The sequence below is a fragment of the Ruegeria sp. CE12 genome (genome assembly GCF_056537525.1).
In genome coordinates this window covers 160413-177511 of the sequence record NZ_JBQFRS010000007.1, presented here as the reverse complement: position 1 = coordinate 177511, position 17099 = coordinate 160413, and the positions used below count along the sequence as shown (strand labels likewise).

General features: G+C 53.9%; 18 protein-coding genes. 9 read left to right on the top strand and 9 right to left on the bottom strand.

Annotated features, from left to right (window positions below):
- The first annotated feature begins 50 nt into the window (after positions 1-50).
- From ACR0IO_RS16710 to ACR0IO_RS16690, 5 genes are read left to right on the top strand one after another with little or no spacing between them, the layout of a single operon-like run.
- Positions 51-1142 carry an aromatic ring-hydroxylating oxygenase subunit alpha gene (locus ACR0IO_RS16710; RefSeq protein WP_480742767.1) on the top strand — a complete coding sequence of 364 codons (1092 nt, stop codon included), beginning with the start codon at positions 51-53 and terminating at the stop codon, positions 1140-1142.
- Entirely contained in the window at positions 1139-1867 is a 729-nt protein-coding gene (locus ACR0IO_RS16705) for a class II aldolase/adducin family protein (RefSeq protein WP_480742764.1), read from the top strand. Before ACR0IO_RS16710 ends, ACR0IO_RS16705 begins: the two co-directional genes overlap by 4 nt.
- Complete coding sequence (locus tag ACR0IO_RS16700; protein ID WP_480742760.1) at positions 1864-2511, top strand: enoyl-CoA hydratase/isomerase family protein; 648 nt, start codon at positions 1864-1866, stop codon at positions 2509-2511. Before ACR0IO_RS16705 ends, ACR0IO_RS16700 begins: the two co-directional genes overlap by 4 nt.
- On the top strand, positions 2508-3668 hold the full coding sequence (locus ACR0IO_RS16695; protein WP_480742757.1) for a CaiB/BaiF CoA transferase family protein: 1161 nt from the start codon (positions 2508-2510) through the stop codon (positions 3666-3668). Before ACR0IO_RS16700 ends, ACR0IO_RS16695 begins: the two co-directional genes overlap by 4 nt.
- 22 nt (positions 3669-3690) lie before the next feature.
- A complete protein-coding gene (locus ACR0IO_RS16690) occupies positions 3691-4521 on the top strand; it encodes an alpha/beta fold hydrolase (RefSeq protein ID WP_480742755.1) in 831 nt (276 codons plus the stop codon).
- Positions 4522-5024: 503 nt separating this feature from the next.
- Here ACR0IO_RS16690 and ACR0IO_RS16685 read toward each other — a convergent pair.
- The 3 genes from ACR0IO_RS16685 to ACR0IO_RS16675 all read right to left on the bottom strand — a co-directional run bounded on the left by ACR0IO_RS16685 (position 5025) and on the right by ACR0IO_RS16675 (position 7677).
- Positions 5025-5639, bottom strand: a complete 615-nt coding sequence (locus tag ACR0IO_RS16685) for a DUF2147 domain-containing protein (protein WP_480742753.1) — start codon at positions 5637-5639, stop codon at positions 5025-5027.
- A gap of 122 nt (positions 5640-5761) precedes the next feature.
- Entirely contained in the window at positions 5762-6982 is a 1221-nt protein-coding gene (locus ACR0IO_RS16680) for a sensor histidine kinase (protein ID WP_480742751.1), read from the bottom strand.
- Positions 6979-7677, bottom strand: coding sequence for a response regulator (locus tag ACR0IO_RS16675; RefSeq protein WP_480742747.1), 699 nt, complete (start codon positions 7675-7677; stop codon positions 6979-6981). Before ACR0IO_RS16675 ends, ACR0IO_RS16680 begins: the two co-directional genes overlap by 4 nt.
- Positions 7678-7906: 229 nt before the next feature.
- Between ACR0IO_RS16675 and ACR0IO_RS16670 the strand changes: the two genes are divergently transcribed.
- Positions 7907-8956 carry an alpha/beta hydrolase family protein gene (locus tag ACR0IO_RS16670; protein ID WP_480742744.1) on the top strand — a complete coding sequence of 350 codons (1050 nt, stop codon included), beginning with the start codon at positions 7907-7909 and terminating at the stop codon, positions 8954-8956.
- Positions 8957-9020: 64 nt separating this feature from the next.
- Entirely contained in the window at positions 9021-9905 is an 885-nt protein-coding gene (locus ACR0IO_RS16665; RefSeq protein WP_480742742.1) for a sterol desaturase family protein, read from the top strand.
- A 427-nt stretch (positions 9906-10332) separates the two neighbouring features.
- Here the strand turns inward: ACR0IO_RS16665 and trhA are convergent, their stop codons facing one another.
- The 5 genes from trhA to ACR0IO_RS16640 all read right to left on the bottom strand — a co-directional run bounded on the left by trhA (position 10333) and on the right by ACR0IO_RS16640 (position 14293).
- Entirely contained in the window at positions 10333-10980 is a 648-nt protein-coding gene (gene trhA / locus ACR0IO_RS16660; protein ID WP_480742740.1) for a PAQR family membrane homeostasis protein TrhA, read from the bottom strand.
- A gap of 329 nt (positions 10981-11309) precedes the next feature.
- Positions 11310-11831, bottom strand: a complete 522-nt coding sequence (locus ACR0IO_RS16655; RefSeq protein ID WP_480742738.1) for a GNAT family N-acetyltransferase — start codon at positions 11829-11831, stop codon at positions 11310-11312.
- 8 nt (positions 11832-11839) lie between these two features.
- The gene (locus tag ACR0IO_RS16650; RefSeq protein WP_480742736.1) at positions 11840-12097 is read right to left on the bottom strand and encodes a YjhX family toxin; all 258 of its coding nucleotides are present in this window, start codon (positions 12095-12097) and stop codon (positions 11840-11842) included.
- A gap of 423 nt (positions 12098-12520) precedes the next feature.
- On the bottom strand, positions 12521-13687 hold the full coding sequence (locus tag ACR0IO_RS16645; RefSeq protein ID WP_480742734.1) for a hypothetical protein: 1167 nt from the start codon (positions 13685-13687) through the stop codon (positions 12521-12523).
- 378 nt (positions 13688-14065) lie between these two features.
- Entirely contained in the window at positions 14066-14293 is a 228-nt protein-coding gene (locus ACR0IO_RS16640; RefSeq protein WP_254436921.1) for a hypothetical protein, read from the bottom strand.
- A 365-nt stretch (positions 14294-14658) separates the two neighbouring features.
- Between ACR0IO_RS16640 and ACR0IO_RS16635 the strand changes: the two genes are divergently transcribed.
- Both ACR0IO_RS16635 and ACR0IO_RS16630 read left to right on the top strand, forming a co-directional pair.
- On the top strand, positions 14659-14883 hold the full coding sequence (locus ACR0IO_RS16635) for a hypothetical protein (protein WP_480742731.1): 225 nt from the start codon (positions 14659-14661) through the stop codon (positions 14881-14883).
- Between the two features lie 20 nt (positions 14884-14903).
- Positions 14904-15566 (top strand): hypothetical protein, encoded by a 663-nt coding sequence (locus ACR0IO_RS16630; RefSeq protein ID WP_480742729.1) that lies wholly within the window; start codon positions 14904-14906, stop codon positions 15564-15566.
- 429 nt (positions 15567-15995) lie between these two features.
- Here the strand turns inward: ACR0IO_RS16630 and ACR0IO_RS16625 are convergent, their stop codons facing one another.
- Positions 15996-17099 (bottom strand): dimethylsulfoniopropionate demethylase, encoded by a 1104-nt coding sequence (locus ACR0IO_RS16625; RefSeq protein WP_480742726.1) that lies wholly within the window; start codon positions 17097-17099, stop codon positions 15996-15998.

The following is a 17099-nucleotide window of genomic DNA, read 5'->3' as shown; positions in this document are numbered from 1 at the left end:
AACAAGCAACGCGGCGGAGGCGGGAAATATCCGCCAGAAGCGGGGGGCAATTGTCACAGGATACGCCATTGGCTGCGCGGTATTACGTCGAGCAGGAATATTTCGAGCGGGATAAGGAGCGGATCTTTTTCCGCAGCTGGCAATGCGTCTGCCATGTTTCCGAGATCGCGGAACCGGGTGATTTCAAGACTTTCACCATTGTTGATGAGGATGTCTTTGTCATTCGTGCGCCGGACGGTGGGATCAAGGCCTACTACAACATCTGCCGCCACCGCGGGCATCCGATTGTCGAAGGCAGAGGCAAGGGCAAGCGGGTGCTGGTCTGCCCCTATCACGCTTGGACCTATGAGATTAACGGCGGGCTGCGTCGCGCGCCGGGATCGGTTGAGAGCGACGGGCTGAGCTGTGACCAGATCAACCTACGCAAGATCAGGGTCGAGGAGTTTTGTGGCTTTGTCTTTGTCAACCTTGACGAAGCTGCTGCGCCAATGGGGGAAGAGCTGGAAGAGTACCGCCAGAATATGCTCAGCTTTCACCCCGACCCAACCAAGCTGAAGTTCGTCTGCGAAACCGAGATCGTGCATGACAGCAACTGGAAGCTTTCGGTCGAGAACTACAACGAGTGCTACCATTGCCCAACGGTGCATGCTTCCTCTCTGACCCATGGCGTGCTTGAGATGGAAGGCTATACCACCATCCCCAAGGGCAAGACGATCTGGCATGATGGCAAGGCGCAGACCAAGAACGAAAAGCAATACGATTACGACCTGGCAGCCAGCCCGCGCGCAGGTGATTACGGCGCTTATTGGATATTCCCAAATGTCTCGATGTGCTGCTATCCGGGCGGCTATTTCACCATCCGCCAGTTCCTGCCCATTGCCTGGAACAAGACGGTCTATCGCTACCGCTGGTTCTCCAGCGGCGATATTGCGGACGAGGACGTGATCGCGCTGATGCACAAGCACAAGGCAACCACCGGAGCCGAAGATGAGGTTGTTGTCTCGAAGATCCAGAAAGGTATGCAAAGCCGTGCTTTTGAGCCGGGGCCATATATCATCGGAGATGGTTGCGGCGCGATGAGCGAGGTCGGTTTGCGCCATTTTCACAACCTTTACCGGGATGCTTTGGGAGAGAGCGAATGAGCATTGCAATCCGCCAGGAATTGGCCGCTCTTTACCGGCTGGCACATCACTATGGCTGGACCGACCTGACCTCCACCCATATCTCAGCGCGCCTGCCGCAGGATCCGGAGCATTACCTTCTGAACTCGCATGACTTGATGTTTGATGAGATCACCGCCTCGAACCTGACCCGCATGTCTTTTTATGGCGAGGCGGTGGATGAACAGCCCGGCAGCAGCAGGGTTATCAATCTGGCCGGGCATATCATCCATTCCGGCATTCTGAATGCTCGCCCTGATGTGAACTATGTGATCCACAGCCACACCCGCGCAGGTGTCGCGGTCTCGGCGATGCCCGAGGGGCTACTGCCGCTGTCTCAGCACGCCGGATTTGTGCTCGGCACCTTGTCCAGTCACCCCTACCAAGACTCCACCGCAGTCGAAGACGAAGGCGCGCTGTTGGCCCGCGACTTGGGTAGAAATTTCGCCATGCTGCTGCAGAATCACGGGCTGCTAGCGGTCGGACGCACCGCAGCTGAGGCCTTTACCTATCATTACTACCTTGAGATGGCTTGCAAGATACAGGTGGATATTCTGGGGGCTACGGACAAGCCTGTTGCCATCACCGAAGACGCTATGACCGCCCTGCACGATTGGGGCGCGCCGGAAAACGGACCCCACGGGGGGGTACAATGGCCCTCGCTCATCCGGATGCTGGAGCGCACGGTGCCTGAGTACTGTTCATGACCGAAGACAGCCTGATCCTCACCCGCCGCGAGGACGCGTGCCTGACGGTGACCATCAATCGGCCAGGAAAGGCTAATTCGCTGACCACAGACATGCTGACCGCGCTGCGGGATATCTTCCGCGGGGCTGCCAGTGATGAAGAGCTGCGGGCCATCATAATAACTGGAGCCGGCGAACGGGTGTTTTGTGCCGGCGCGGATCTGAATACGCTTTACGACGAACAGGACGGCCCTGATCTTTGGGGCGAAATGGCCGCAGCGCTGCGCGTTGTCCCGGTGCTGACCGTGGCGGCCATCAACGGGCCCTGCATCGGCGGCGGGCTGACTCTGGCGCTTGGCTGCGACATTCGCGTCTGCGTACACGAAGCGCATTTTTCCTACCCCGTCCTCAAAAACAACGTGCTGCCCGGTAAATATGACGTTGACAAATTGCAGGCGCTGACCGGCCCGGGCCGCAGCGCCGCAATTTTGCTTGGCGGTGACGTGGTGAGCGCTGAAGACGCCGCTGCCTGGGGGCTGGTGGATCGGTTGGCACCGCGGGAGTCTCTGGAAGACACGTGCCGCAGCCTCTGCGCCACAGCACTGGCCGCCGAGGGCGCACATCTTAAAACACTTAAGTCCATGCTGCGAGGAGCTGCATCATGAAAGGCATCCGCGTTGTTGATATGACCTCGGTGTTGTCCGGCCCGTTCTGCACCTGGCTGCTCGCCAGCCTCGGCGCTGATGTGATCAAAGTAGAGAACCCGAACGGTGACCTAGCGCGCGGCACGCCACCGTTTGAGGACGGCATCAGCCTTTATTTTGCCTCGCTGAACCGTAACAAACGGTCGATGAAACTGGACCTTAAGACCGCTGAAGGCAAGGAAGCCCTGCACAAGCTACTGGCCAATTCGGACGTCTTTGTCGAGAACATGCGCCCCGGAGTGCGCGACCGGTTGGGCTGCAGTGACGCTGATCTCCAGCGGATCAATCCGCGGCTGATATCCGCCTCGATCAGTGGCTTCGGTCAGACCGGCAGCCTATCGCACCGCCCTGCCTATGACATCGTGGTGCAGGCGATGAGCGGGATGATGAGTATAAACGGCGAATTGGACGGCGACCCGACTCGTGTCGGCTTCTCGGTTGGCGACATCGCCGCCGCGCTCTTCACCACCATCGGCATTATGCAGCGCCTCTATGAGCGCGATGCTAAGGGGGCGGAGGAAACCAACCATTTGGATGTCTCCATGCTGGCTTGCCAGTGGGTGTGCCTGGAAAACGCCTTTGCCCGTTATCTCAATGCCGGTATTGTCCCGGGGCCAATCGGTTCGCGCCACCCGTCGATGACACCGTTTGAGCCTTATCCGACCGCCGACCGCGACATTGTCATCGGATTGGGCAGCGAAAAGGATTGGCCGCGCTTCTGCGAGGCAATCAGCTATACCGAATTGCTGGACGACCCGCGGTTTCAAGGAGACGAAGCGCGGCTTGCCAACCGCGATGCTTTGGACGGCGTTCTGGGTGCGCACCTAAAACAGCATCCTTCGGCCTATTGGACAAAGGTCCTGATTGACAATGCGATCCCCTGTTCGGTGGTTGAAAATATCCAGACCATCGCCGACAGTCCAATTGCCGAGGAATATGTTGCCTTTTCCACTGTGAATGCGAATGGGCGCTACATGCAATTCGCGCGCAACCCAATTGCAGAAAAGGATTTGCAGGAAAGTCCGGCGCCGCAGCTGGGAGAGCACACCCGCGAGATTTTGGCAGAACTGGGCTATGCCCCGGCTGCAATCGACACTCTGACCGCAGAAAATTCCTAACGGCAAACTCAGGACACAGTACATGCCGGAATTTCAATCCTTTGACGGCATTTCAATCTACTACGAAGAGGCCGGGGCCGGCGCCCCCATTGTCTTTGTCCACGAATTCGGTGGCGACTACCGCAGCTGGCACCTGCAGGTAAAGGAACTGAGACGATCCTTCCGCTGCATCACTTTCAGCGCGCGCGGTTTTCTGCCCTCGGCTGTTCCGGAGGAACGCAGCCAATACGGGCAATCCCAATCCACAGGCGACCTGCTGGCACTGATGGAACACCTCGGACTGGAAAAGGCCAACATCGTCGGGACGTCCATGGGCAGCTTCACCAGCCTCGACTTCGCGTTGAACCATCCTGACCGCGTCGCCAGCATTACCCTTGTCGGCAACAGCTCCGGCCCCCGCGATAAACAGGAGCGGATCCGCTACAGGCAGGAATGGGTCAGCTACGAAGCTAATCTGCGCGAGGCGCACGGCGGTGATGGCGCAGTTTCGGTACTCGAAGATGATCCTGCCTATCAGAGCTTTCAGAGAAATGATTCCGAGAATTGGGCCATCTATGCGACGAACCTGCGCAACCAATCTGCCGAAGGCGCTGTTCATGTGCTATCGACCGTGCATTGGAACCGGCGATCCCTGTTTGAGGATGAGGCCCGGTTGAAAGCCTTCGAAAAGCCGGTGCTTCTGGTGACCGGGGACGAGGACTACTACCTGGTTGGCGAGACAAATGCCTTCCTGCAAGACACTTTGCCCAACGCCGTATGGCACCGGTTTCCAGGGACTGGCCATTTGGTCAACATCGAGCGGGCCGCGGAATTCAACCGCCTGCTCGCCGAATTTGCCAGAGAGCCGGAATGACGGGTTACATGTGGCCGTCTCTCTCCTAGCCAACCTGTTCTTGGCATCGGGTTACGATAGCACAAGACAACATGAACGCCCGGACGTCAGCTTCCTTGTGTGACGTCAGGAGATATCGAAGTTGCGGAGAAGGTCCGCAAACGGCCCGTCGTATTCAAAACCAATTTGACGGGAACGCGACACTAGAAAAGTGGTCTATTGGTGCGCGGCCTAGTCGGATTGATTTCATCAGAGCATTGGCAAATCCCATAGCGAAGTCTCTGAATTCGCTTTTGTTCTTGGTATGTGATCGCTCCGACAGACCCTTTTCAAGCGTCAATTTCAAGTGGAGTACCTCAATCCAGGCTATCTGCACATGATGGTTGTCACGCAGCTCCAAGACGGTCGGTGAAGACATGTTGGGTATACCTAATTGCGTCCAAAAGAGTGAGCCGCAAGTATTACAAACTGCTGTGTTTTCTTACTCGAAGAATGGCGCGGCATTCAGAATCGTGTTCCTTTGCTCAACTGCACTGCTGTTGAGGCGACTCCGTGCGTGTCCAGGTGGAGTTTTTTCCCAGATGCTTCTTGCCGATGCTTGCGCGGATGGCAAAGGAAATAGTTTCAAAGATCGGCAACTCACCAGTGACAGCGGATACGCCCAGATTAACGGCCTCATCTACGCTGGCGCCGTGATAGGCTCGCGCTTCGATAACGTCGGCGGATTTCATCAAAACGATGAGATTCAGAACTTCTCCCACGTCAGGATCATACAGGCGCCCAGTGTATATTAGTGTTTCTTCCGTGGGGGTCAGATCGAAGACAATAACGCTGTTGCAGATCTTTTGCCCCCAGCTGAGGAGGTCTGGGTTCAGCACGTCGCGCGCGTCTGGATCGCCTTCGAAGATAACAAGTTTGCCGCAGAGTTTTTCTGACCTGGCTTCGCAGGGTTCCAGAAAAACAGTGTTAGGTGTCTCCCCCAAGCTCCAGTAACCTTCTAATGGACTTGGGTTTCTTGACACCATTCCCGTGTCCTGGTCCGCTTGGGCGCAGGCACCAAGGGCAATTGACGCGACAAGTGCCATGTCTCGAACGGGATTGTTCTGCCTTGATCTGTACCATCTTGCGCCGATCTTCATGGCTCATTCCCTCCAACGCGCCGAGTTTCCTGCAAAATAGCGGCGGAGCGTTAGGAGGTTGCCCAGACCTGGTGGAGGTTGTGTGGAGATGTGTGCTTATGCGATTTGGCAAATCGATCGTTTCATCTAAACCCAAAAAAGCGATGCGATTTTGCAATCGTCTTCTCACAGCCTTCCGCTGAAGACTGCAATGGAAGTTTCAATATAAACACCGCTCCTCGTTCACCGTTTGACTGTGCTTCAGTGTCACCTCCATGCGCCCTGGAAATCGCCCGAACCACCGACAATCCTAACCCTGTTCCTCCTTCTGAGCGGTTGCGAGACGTTTCGCCACGCCACCAGCGCTCGAAAACCTTGTCGCGATCAGAGGGCGTGATCCCGGGGCCACGGTCAGCGACCGAGAGATAGGCGAATTGGCCGTCAGCATACGTCCCTATCTTTAGATATTCACCACAAGCTGCATATCGACTCGCATTTTCGATTAGTGCTGCCAGCGCTTGACGGATAAGAACTGGATCAGCAAGCAGATCCACCGGTTTCAGCGAAAACTCCATCCGCATTCCAAGCCGATCCAGATCGGGGCGCATCGTTGTTATCACCCGCTCGACCTCTTCAACAAGATCCACCTCAATACTTTGCGGAACGAAACGACCTGCACTCAGTCGCGAGAGCAGGCCGAGTTCGTCGACAATCCGAGAGAGAGAGTCTACCTGCGCGATCAGACCGTCAGTCATTTCCTTCGACAGCGAGAAAGCCCCATCACCAAGGCCCTGGAGACGGCCACGCAAAATGGTAAGAGGCGTTCGCAACTCATGTGCGATTGCAGCAGAAGACTCCGTGGATTCGCGCTCGGCTATTTCCAGGCCTTGTGTCATAACTCGAAAAGCGGCCAGCAAATCCTGCGTTTCGGAGGCCCCGCCTTCGATTTCCGGAATATCCAGCCTGAGGTTGCCTTGCGCGATCTCATGCGCGGCGCGCGTTACGCTTTCAATTGGTGCGCTCAACCTGCGCGCAACCAACATCCCAGTCACGACAGACACAAGCGCAGCAATTGTAACCAGCGCAATCAGAGCGGCCAACTCCGCCTGCGCATACCCGCCTTCGCCCCAATAGATCGAAAACGCACTAACGAGAGATGTCAGGGCGTCAGGCGAGATGGTTTCGTCCTTGATCAGGGCCTGCAGTGTGGCCTGGTTTGCAACACTGAGACTGGTAAGCCAAATATCTTGTGCGACCAAATAGAAGGTGACCATGCCAACGATGAAAACTCCGAGCGCCGTCAGAGCGATAAAAATCATCGAAAGCGACAGCCGGGTGCGGAGCTTCCACTGACGGCTGCTCATCTCAACGGTTCCAGCCGGTAGCCGACGCCACGGACCGTTTCCAGAAAACCTAATACGCCCGCCTCTTCGAGTTTGCGGCGCGCATTTGAGATGTGGCTGTCAATCGTGCGTTCCAACACATCGCCTTCGGGCACACAGGCATCGATCAGCTCTGCGCGGGAAAATGCGCGCTGAGGCGTGCGACACATATGAGCAATGATCGCATATTCCGTCTGTGTGAGCGGGACAGGTGCGCGTGTGTCATCGTCAATTGCGAAAACAGAGTAAGCGCTCTTGTCGATGACTAGTGCGCCGACTGTCACCGGCCGTTCCTCTGGCAAAACGCCCGGGCCCGAACGGCGCAGCACGGCCTTGACCCGCTCCACCACTTCCAGAGCATTGAAGGGTTTGACCACATAGTCATCCGCGCCCAGCCGGAGCGCCGATATCTTCTCAATGTCTTCGGCCATTGCGGTGACCATGATAACCGGCGTGTCCGAGCTCTGCCGGATCACGCGCAGCACCTCGATACCGTCCTTTTTCGGCATCTTGACATCCAGCAGGATCAACGCGGGCTTGAGCTGGCGAAAATGAGACAATGCGAGATCGCCATCTGCCGCGGTTACGGTGCGGAATCCGGCGCGTTCCAGATAGGCTTTGATTATCTCTGCAATCTCGCGCTCGTCCTCGGCGATGAGGATCAGATCATTGCTCATGGTCAATTTCCCTTCTGGTTGCCGCCACCCTACCCCGCGCGCGTGCAGTCCTTAACCACGCATTGTGGAGATTTGGTGAAGACAGGGCGCAGCGCTCCACCAAATCTGGATCGTTTCTCCGCCGCCGTTGGATGATCAGTGGCCATCTCTTTGGCTGACAACTTGATTGGCGAAGTCGGTGAAGGCAGCGCAGCAACCCGCACCGAGAGACCAAATTAGGAGACCGGACATGTCTTTTTCGACTCACGTTGCCTGTGGTGTGTTTATCGCGTTTTTAGGCTGCCTGCTTTTGCTGCAGGGTGCGTGTTCTGACGCGGCAGGCCCAGAGCGGCTGAATTTCAGGCATTCAGATGATGCGCTTGCCGGTAGGCTCCTCCTGCCTGAGACACCCGGGCCCCATCCGGCAGTCATATTAGTGCATGGTGACGGAGCCCTTCGCTGGGACGCCTACGGCTACTATAAACCCTTCATCCAAGCCCTCAACGACGCCGGTTTTGCAGTTTACTCTTGGGACAAGCCCGGTGTTGGCGACTCCACTGGCAACTGGTTGAAACAGTCCATGCAGGACCGCGCCGATGAAGTCGCGACCGCTGCCACAAAACTGCGCAGTGATACGCGGATTCAGCCGGAAGGGATCGGGCTCATGGGGTTCAGTCAGGCGGGTTGGGTCATGCCGAAAGCTATCGCCCAGCATTCTGGTTTCACTTTTATGGTTTCCGTTTCCGGTGCGATCAACTGGGTTGATCAATCAAAATACACGACCCGTAACAGACTTCGACTGGAAGGCGCCACCAATGCGGAAATCCAGAAAGCCCTCGTTTTCGACCATATGATTGTGGCGATGATGTACGAAGACGCGGATTATCGGACCTATAAGCATTTCATGAAGGATGCCCCGGCTTGCTGCCGCGATACTATGTCAAAGGACAGATGGCACTTTGTCAAATCTAACTTCCAGAGCGACGCGCGGGCAGATCTGCGTAAGGTAGATGCGCCCGTTCTTGCGCTGTTCGGGGATAAGGACCTGAATGTGGACTACGCTGAAAGCGCCTCGGTCTATCGCGAAATTCTTACGCGAACACCTGGAGCTGATCGCATTGTTGTATTGCCCGGAGCGGATCACTCACTGCTTCCAACGGAATCTGAACGGCTGGTAACCACGGGTCCGTCTTTGACAAAACGATTGATTGCGATCGACCTGTTCGGCGCGGATGCTTTTGCCGATGACGCGCCCGGTCTCGTTGCCCGGTGGGTCTCATCGGCTCAGCAGCAGTTTTGAGTAACGGCCACTAATCTGACCAGCCCCTTACGGCTGGAAATCAACTGAGTGTTGGGAGTACATTATGGATCAACTTGAATCAGAATTTGCCGTTTACGAAGCAGTTTTCCAGGCCACTGGGATACTCGGGCTCGCGTTTCTCTTCGCCGTCGTGTCCGAGACCGTTTGGGATGTCGCGCGAGGACGCCGTAAATCCTATGGTGAAACTCTGGCAAACGGGTCTATTGCCATCGTAAGTGCGCTTCTTGAAAGAACGGCCTATGGTCTGGTTTTTGTTGTCGGCTTGCTGATTGCGACACCTCTGGCAGTGTTCGATGTACCCCAGGGCTGGTGGACAATTGCAGTCGCGGTGCTTGTGGCGGATTTTACTTACTACTGGATGCATCGCTGCGAACATGAAGTGCGCTTGTTCTGGGCAAACCACAGCGTTCATCATTCATCACCCGAGTTCAACTTCTCAACGGCTCTGCGTATCTCATGGATGGATGCACTTATAGAATGGGTTTTCTTCATCCCCATGATCCTGCTCGGCTTCAGCGTCGCCGAAACAGTTGTTGGCCTGGTCGTCGTTGTCGCCTACCAGAGCTGGATCCACACCGAAAAGGTCGGCAAGCTGGGATGGCTTGAGGGGATTTTGAATACACCTTCGGTTCACCGCGTTCATCATGGCTCGAACGCAAGATACATCGACAAGAACTACGGCGGCATCCTCATCATTTGGGATCGTATGTTTGGCACCTATCAGCCTGAGGTCGAACCTGTCGCTTATGGCATCACAACACCTGTCAATTCCCACAATCCTCTTGTGATCAACTTCAAGGAATACACAAACATCTGGCGGGATATGCGTCATGCCGAAAGTTGGACCGATGGAGTAGGATACCTTTTTCGTCCACCCGGATGGCGCGCAGAGGCCCGGCAAGACGGAAAGAAACGAGCACAAAGATGAAACGCGCCATTGTCCTTTCTGGCATCGGTTTTCAGGCTGGCCGCGCAGTTTTCTTCGCATGCCGCGTCCTCAAGACCCAAGAGCGCAGCACTACCTAGTCGAACAGGTTGAATTTGCCGGGGGTGGCAGCGCCACCCTTGATGGAGAGTTTACCAAACTGCCAGCGGAAGGACCGTTTCCAGCAGTCATTTTACTGTCTGGTTCAGGCCCGAGCGATCGCGATGAAACGATCGCTGGCCATCCAATTCGCCGATACGGGTCGCCGTGTTGCGGCGTCTCGACGGAATGGCGATGGCGGCTATAGGCTTAATGAAGCTGTTCTCTGCTGTGAGACATAATAGGTCCTATGAGTCCTAAGCAGACCTATTTTCCCCTGTAGTATCCAGCATACCGGTTGCGAAACAGTTACTCCCTGCCTCTACAAAATTTACCATTGAGTGGATAGGGCTATCCATATGCCCGCAAACATCAGGGCTCCGCCAATGTTTACCCATGTGTGCCAAACAGCATACCGGTAAGGCAAAGTTTTTTGGGCGTAAAACACCGTTCCAATAACGTAGGCGACGGACCCAGCCAGGATGCACCACAGTGTCGTGATAGGTACATTCGTGAGGTCAGGAAGGGCACTCAACCCAATTGCGCCCAGTCCAAGATAGGATGCAGTTGACCATCGAGACTTGACCGTTTCGTTTGTGATCTTGTTCCAGACGGCCACGGCTGTCAGCCCCCAACAAATCCACAGCAAGGCCATCGTCCACGTCGTATCTGCCAAGACGAAAAAAGGTGTGAAGGTTCCCGAAATGCTGGAGTAGATCGCGGCGTGATCAATGCGTCGCAATAGTCTGCGCCTGTGGTGCAATTTAGAAAAGTGATAGGCGACGGATGCCAGATTGGAAGACAGAGCACAAAGCACATAAACCACGACCGCAAGAACCAGTTTGGGTTCGAGGCCGAGGATGGACTTATAAACAAGTAATCCGCCTGCCGTCAGGATTGCCACCAACCCGATCACATGCACGACAATGTCGGCATGGCGGTGTGCTTTGACAGGGCTTGGATATGTCGTTTCCGTCATTTTGGTTCCGGGCAAAGGTTTGTCTGGCGCTACATCGAGAGACGTGGAGTGTCCATGCTTCCGGCACGTCAGATCTCGGTGCTATGACAGATGACCACTCTGTCTGCGAATTCGCCTTTGTTCTTAAATATGTCCAACGTCTGGTTTTGTTTGTTTGCGATATGCCGCAAGAGTCAGGTTCAAAACATCGGTCAATGTTGGCTCTGGGGCTCGTTCTGGACATGCGAATTCTCGATAGCTAGCAAATGTGGGCTGCGCGGGTGAACCAGACATTCAACTTGCGAAATTGAATGTCTGGTTATTGCTTGAGTTGAGGTTAAACTATGGTTTCACCCGTGCTGCGACGTGTCCCACCAATGTGAGTGCATGAATGGTGTGATCGCTGTCGTTTTACCGCTCAGCCTTTCGACCGAACCTGCAGTTAACTCCAGTGTCATCCATGCCTCCGGCGTTGTCAGGAGATCTGGATACGGCGTCTGCTTGTCGGTCGGGGTAAACCCAAAACGGGGGTAGAATGACGGCACTCCCAACACGAATACAGCGTCTGTCCCTATGGATTTGAGGTGATTTATGCTGGCTTCCATGATCTCCTTGCCAACACCATGGCCTTGGTACTCCGGCGAGACCCCGCAAGGTGCTAGCAAGTAGCAACTTGTGTCAGGGTGGTCTTTGAAAACAAACGGTGTGAACAACACGTTGCCCGCGATTTTTCCATCGCGCTCAGCACTGATCGAAATTGTATTCGGATGGTCGAGAAAATCTCTCGCGAGTTGAGCTATTTCTGCTCCTTCAGCCTCGCCAAAAGCCTGTCGGTGGACTTCCACGATGGCTTCAATTTCTGCGTGGTGCATTTTCATTCCTATCTTTGGTTCATTTGTGCGCGAACGGATTGGTTGCCCAAATGGGTAATCCGGTAGGGACCGCCATTTTTCGATTTGATGAAGCGCTTGTCCTTGAGACGTTTGAATACGTCCATTGTGCAGGCCGAGAAGACAAAGCCGTCGCGGGTAAAACACTGAACGGATTTCACTTTTCCGTTGTCGGCGCGCGTATATTTAATCTCGCCACCTAAGGCGAGTTCATGCAAAACACGTTGCTCGTGCTTTGAAACGTTCATTGGGATGTCTCGATTTTATGAAGGTACAGAAACAGGTCACTCAGCGTAGCGCGTGAGTGTGCCTATCAATTTTGGTGTTCCTGCATTCGCTTCGCCAGGAACGGGCGTTAGGCCCGGGACTCTTTCATAAAATCTCCATAACGAGAGGCGATCTGCCTCAAGTATGCGACGCACGTAGTCTTCGTTCCAAGTATCGTCAATACGAGTGTGTCAAAAAAATTTCCAAGCATCCGAATAAACCGCCATTCGACCGAACTACAGTATTCGGTAAAAACGAGCTCGTTCCGCCAGCTCGCCGCATTTGATACGAGTGACCAGCCCAGGACGCACCCGTATTTCGCTACGTCGTGCACGAACTGGGGCTGGGCGGACAAAGTTGTCGTCGACATAAAACTCCCCAATGTCGGCTGACAACATCGAGCCTCAGATACAGAGTGTTGGCGGTAGCCATGTTTCTCTTAGCGGGGATTGGTCCGGTTTTACAAAAGTCACGCGGAAGCTCGTTACATTTTGCTGAAATGCTAATAGAGCCGCGCCATGTTCCGAATTACACAATGGTTTTCGAAGCCAGCTTGCCGCTTTGCGAGCCGCCATGTTGCCAGTCCAAGTCCGAAACTCGTTCGGTCTTCGAACTTCAATCGTCAGCGTGATCATCTGATCTGAGATGGCGCCTCCGACAAAGCTGAAATCTCGCGACGGTCGGGTTTCTGAAGCTGCAGACAAGATGCCTGGCCCAGATTCCCTCAGCGATTGTTCTCGGCCACTATCGTTTTTGATCCAATCCTGAATCTGGAGATACGTTTGCAGGTTGGCCGAAGCTCGCCGCTTGGTCGGATTGCGCCGCCACCGCGATGTCATCTCGGACTCATTTTGTGGCAAGGCAAAAACGTAATCGGATGACAGTTCGTAGGCATAGCTTTCAACGACACCTTCTGGGGCATCCACAACCATGACACATAGAATGAACTTGTCATCGGGATGCGCAATCGTGGTTGCCCAAATGCGTGCTTCGGCAGTACAGCGTTCTCGCGACAAAGAAACTGGTTGATGATTAGGTGCGCTCCAGAGCAGCCCAATGACCGCTTTGGGAGATGCATCTTGGTCATAGATGCCATCAAACCCATCAGGTTTCTCGGCGACAACACGGCAGACCACATAATTTGAATAAGCAAGCGCGAGGTCTTTATCGTTCGTCAGTGCCTCGCCACGATGCGGTTCTAAGCACGAATTTCCAATGATGGACGAAACACCTGGGTGCTGGGGCCAGTCAGGGCGCATTGTTTCGAGCCAGAGACTCTGAGGGTTTTCAGCTGCAAATTTGAAATCTTCAAGCATTCGTAACTGGTATGAAAACTCCTGAGTTCCCTTGTGACCTGTCTGAAAACGTACATATGCGTTCAGGTGTGGGTCAATTTTTCCAGCGACTGGTTGGGGTCCGACCTCGATAACGGTTATTGCGGTAGTTGCAGTCCTCGAATTTTTAGTGCCCATCCAATTCGCGCGAATTGGATCGTAGAACAGAACCAACGCAAGAATAAGCCCAACAACACAAATCAGGACTGAGATCGAAGCCGAATTTCTTACGAACATTATGTATCACCGAAATGCACTTGTTTTCATGCCTAAGTAATGTTGGCTTGCAACGCAATCACCCTTCGGATGTGTTGGTAATCCTACCCAGTTTTGTCGTAACCGCAGTCTGATCATTAAGGTGATCCGGCAACCATTGTCGGAGTAAGTAAATAATGAGCCCGAATTATTGAGACTCACCTGCATTGAATTCAACACCTTAGAATTTATGCCCTTTTTTCATGTTTCGACGATCCAAGCATTGCAAGTAATGTCGGCACGCGTTGAAACGCCCACTGATCTAAAGAACTGGCAACAGTTCGATATCCGAGGCGCTAGTGTGATGGAGGCTTCTTACCGCATCAACCTAACATCAGGCGCAGCGGTGGGGGGTGCAATTTATCCTCCCACGTAAACACCGCTTTTAGGTCTGTAGAAAATCTTCTGATCATGAAGCCTGCCTAAGAGCGATTGAATACGGCGTAATGACTCTTCCCGTTCCAATCTTTCACCCTCAAGCTCACCGGTTGTTTCATGAGAAAGTGAAGCCATTGCGCGTCGCAGAGAGGTTTCGATAAGATCAATGTCCTCGACCGACAGTTCGAACATGTCATTATAAAGGGGCATTCTAAGACCTCGTGCTTAGGCGTGGATCTTCAGATTGCCTCAGCCAGCCCCTTTTTTCCAGTTGTCTCCAATGACGACCCCATCCGTGCCTCATTGTGAAACTGTCGTGCCATCTTTCCAGTAGACTGGCGGTATCCTAATTTGAAACCAACGTCAGCTCGGGGCTTATAGCTGGCCTTGTAGGCAGAGCAACTCCTGTTCGTGGGGTCATCAGGATCGCCATCAATTGCGGCTCAAAACTGCCATTTACCCCAAGCAACGATTGATGCGGTGCTTCATACCGGTCAATACCGGAAAATACAGCCTCAAGAGCTGGTTGACCCACCAAAACGGCCACAAAGCTGCAGTTCGCCGCAATTGCGAGATTGAGTGAAACTAACGACAACCATGCGCAGAAAGCGGATTTTCAGATCGACCTTGTGAAATTTGGGGCGGAGCGGCGCCAGGTAAACGAGCCGAATGCTCCCGAAGAACTAAATACGACAAAATCACCGGCCAAGTCACAGCGTGGCTGGTTGAAGAAAAGCCCCAATAAACTGAGCTCTTCTCACAATACCCAAAGCTGCCTCGTTCCTAAGTTGGAGATGTAACCGCAAGATAAGGTAAAAAAATGGAACGCTTCAGCAAAATCAAAAAACTCATTGTCGCTCCCGCAATGATTATCGCACTGACGGCAGGGTCGGTCATGGCAGGACCGGGTCAACACTCGGGTGGCACTGCTAATCAAAGCACCCAAATTGGTCGATCTGAGACGCCCCGGAACTTGGCATATGAAGCAGCGAATACTTCGACAACCGTCACCGGGAAAATTGCTAACCTCTCACCATTGGAAGCGACGCAAGATATGGGAAACGCCCAGGAGTTTCCGACTGTCACTGGCAAAGTGGTCAATCGTATCACAAACCTCTCCCCGCTAGACGCATCGCAGAATGTGGGCACCGGTCCTCTTGACACGGGCGGGTCACAGAAAGCGGACAGTGATTTCTACCTTGATGGTGAAGCACATTTCCTGTCAGCCAGCACGGATATTGAAAACGGCTCAACTGAGACGAACGCGCGTGTCGGTGCTACTGATGGAGCCATCACACAGGACGCAGAGCAGAAAATTCAAGACATGTCCGCTGGTCAGTACATTGATGCGTTTGGGAAAGCCATAACCGGAGCCCTTAAGTTCAATGCATGGAAAGATAACCCCAACAAACCGCCAATCGGCCGCCCAATCGGAGATACAAGAGCAGCGCATACTGCTCAATTTGAGACAAATCAGAGCTAATAAGCGTTTCGATCTTGGTCACAGCTTTAGTGCGCGTGAAGATTACAATGAAACGGAACTAGGTTTTTAATCAAAGGTGGTCGGGTAAAGTGATTGACCCAGCCACCTAAAAGCCATTCTGGATATGTAGTCGGCTCTTTACCGCGCTTCGAACTGATCGATTTTCAACAGCTGGCATATCTGATTGGTTTGACTAAGCGTGACATCCGGACGGTCTCAGATCTTGAATTGAAGATGATCTGTGACCGCCTCAATGCGACACAAAGAAAGTGCCTGAGATGCAAGACGCTCTCAGAGGTGTTACCGGAAAGAATCCTAGAGGAAAGCGATGAGGCCCCTACCCTGACTATCGACAGGTGTTGCAGCTTAAGTATAGCTCACAGCTTTCGCTTGGCTCAGGGTTCCGTACTCTCACGCAACCAACCTAGACTATATCCAGAACGAACCTCTTACATCAGCTCGCCGGAAACCCGTTGGAGTTTGTACTTCAAGCTCCGTACCGGAGTCCCAGTAACCGGCATCCACCATTCCAATTGCAACGTTTGTATCGAAGTCTGGCGACCAAGCAGCTGAAGTAACCTGACCAACTCGCTTTCCACCATCGAACAGAGGCCAAGCCGAGCGAGCTGGGGGCACGGGATCACCTGGTATGGAAATCGCACGGATCTGTCGGGTCGAGCCAGTTTCAACTTCGCTGGCAAGTGCTTGCTTGCCAATGTGGTCACTGTTCTCGTTCGGTTTGCAGAATTTGCTCAATCCGCACTCCAGTGGCGAGTTTTCCATGGTCATATCGTTGCCATAGCTCAACAATCCGCCTTCGATACGTTCGATCAAATTTGGACATCCCGGCCGAACATTCAGATCATCTCCGGCTTCGAAAAGGGCCTTCCATAGTGGCATACCGTAGGCACCATTTTCGACATAGATCTCATAGCCGCCCTGCTTCGAGTAGCCAGACCGCGCCACCACAAATGACGTGTCCTGAAACGCTAATCGTTTATACCTGAAAAAGCGGATGTCGCGCACCTCTTCGCCAAATACCCGGGCCATCCGGTCATCAGATTTCGGTCCTTGCACTGCCAAGGGTGAAACGTCAGGCTCAAACACGCGTACATCCATGCCCGTACCAACGGCCAACCCCTTGACCCACAACAGCAGATCGCTGTCGGCGATCGAGATCCACCAGCGATCCTCGCTGTGTTTGATCGCCACCGGGTCGTTCAGCATGCCACCGTTTTCATCAACAATTGGTACGTAGTAGCACTGGTCTTCCTGCATGTTCTCAAGATTTCGGGGTGTCAATCGCCGCATAAGGCGACCAGCATCCGGGCCGTTTAGTTCGATTTGCCGTTCGCAGGATACATCCCAGACCTGAACATGAGTTTTGAGATGCCGGTAGTCGGCCTCGACGCTTTCGAAAACCGTCGGCAGCAGCATCCGGTTGTAAACGGTGTAGGCGGTAACGCCTTTGTCTTCGACGCCCTCAGAAAAAGGTGTCTGGCGCAGGCGACGGGATTGGGACAGCAGGCGCAT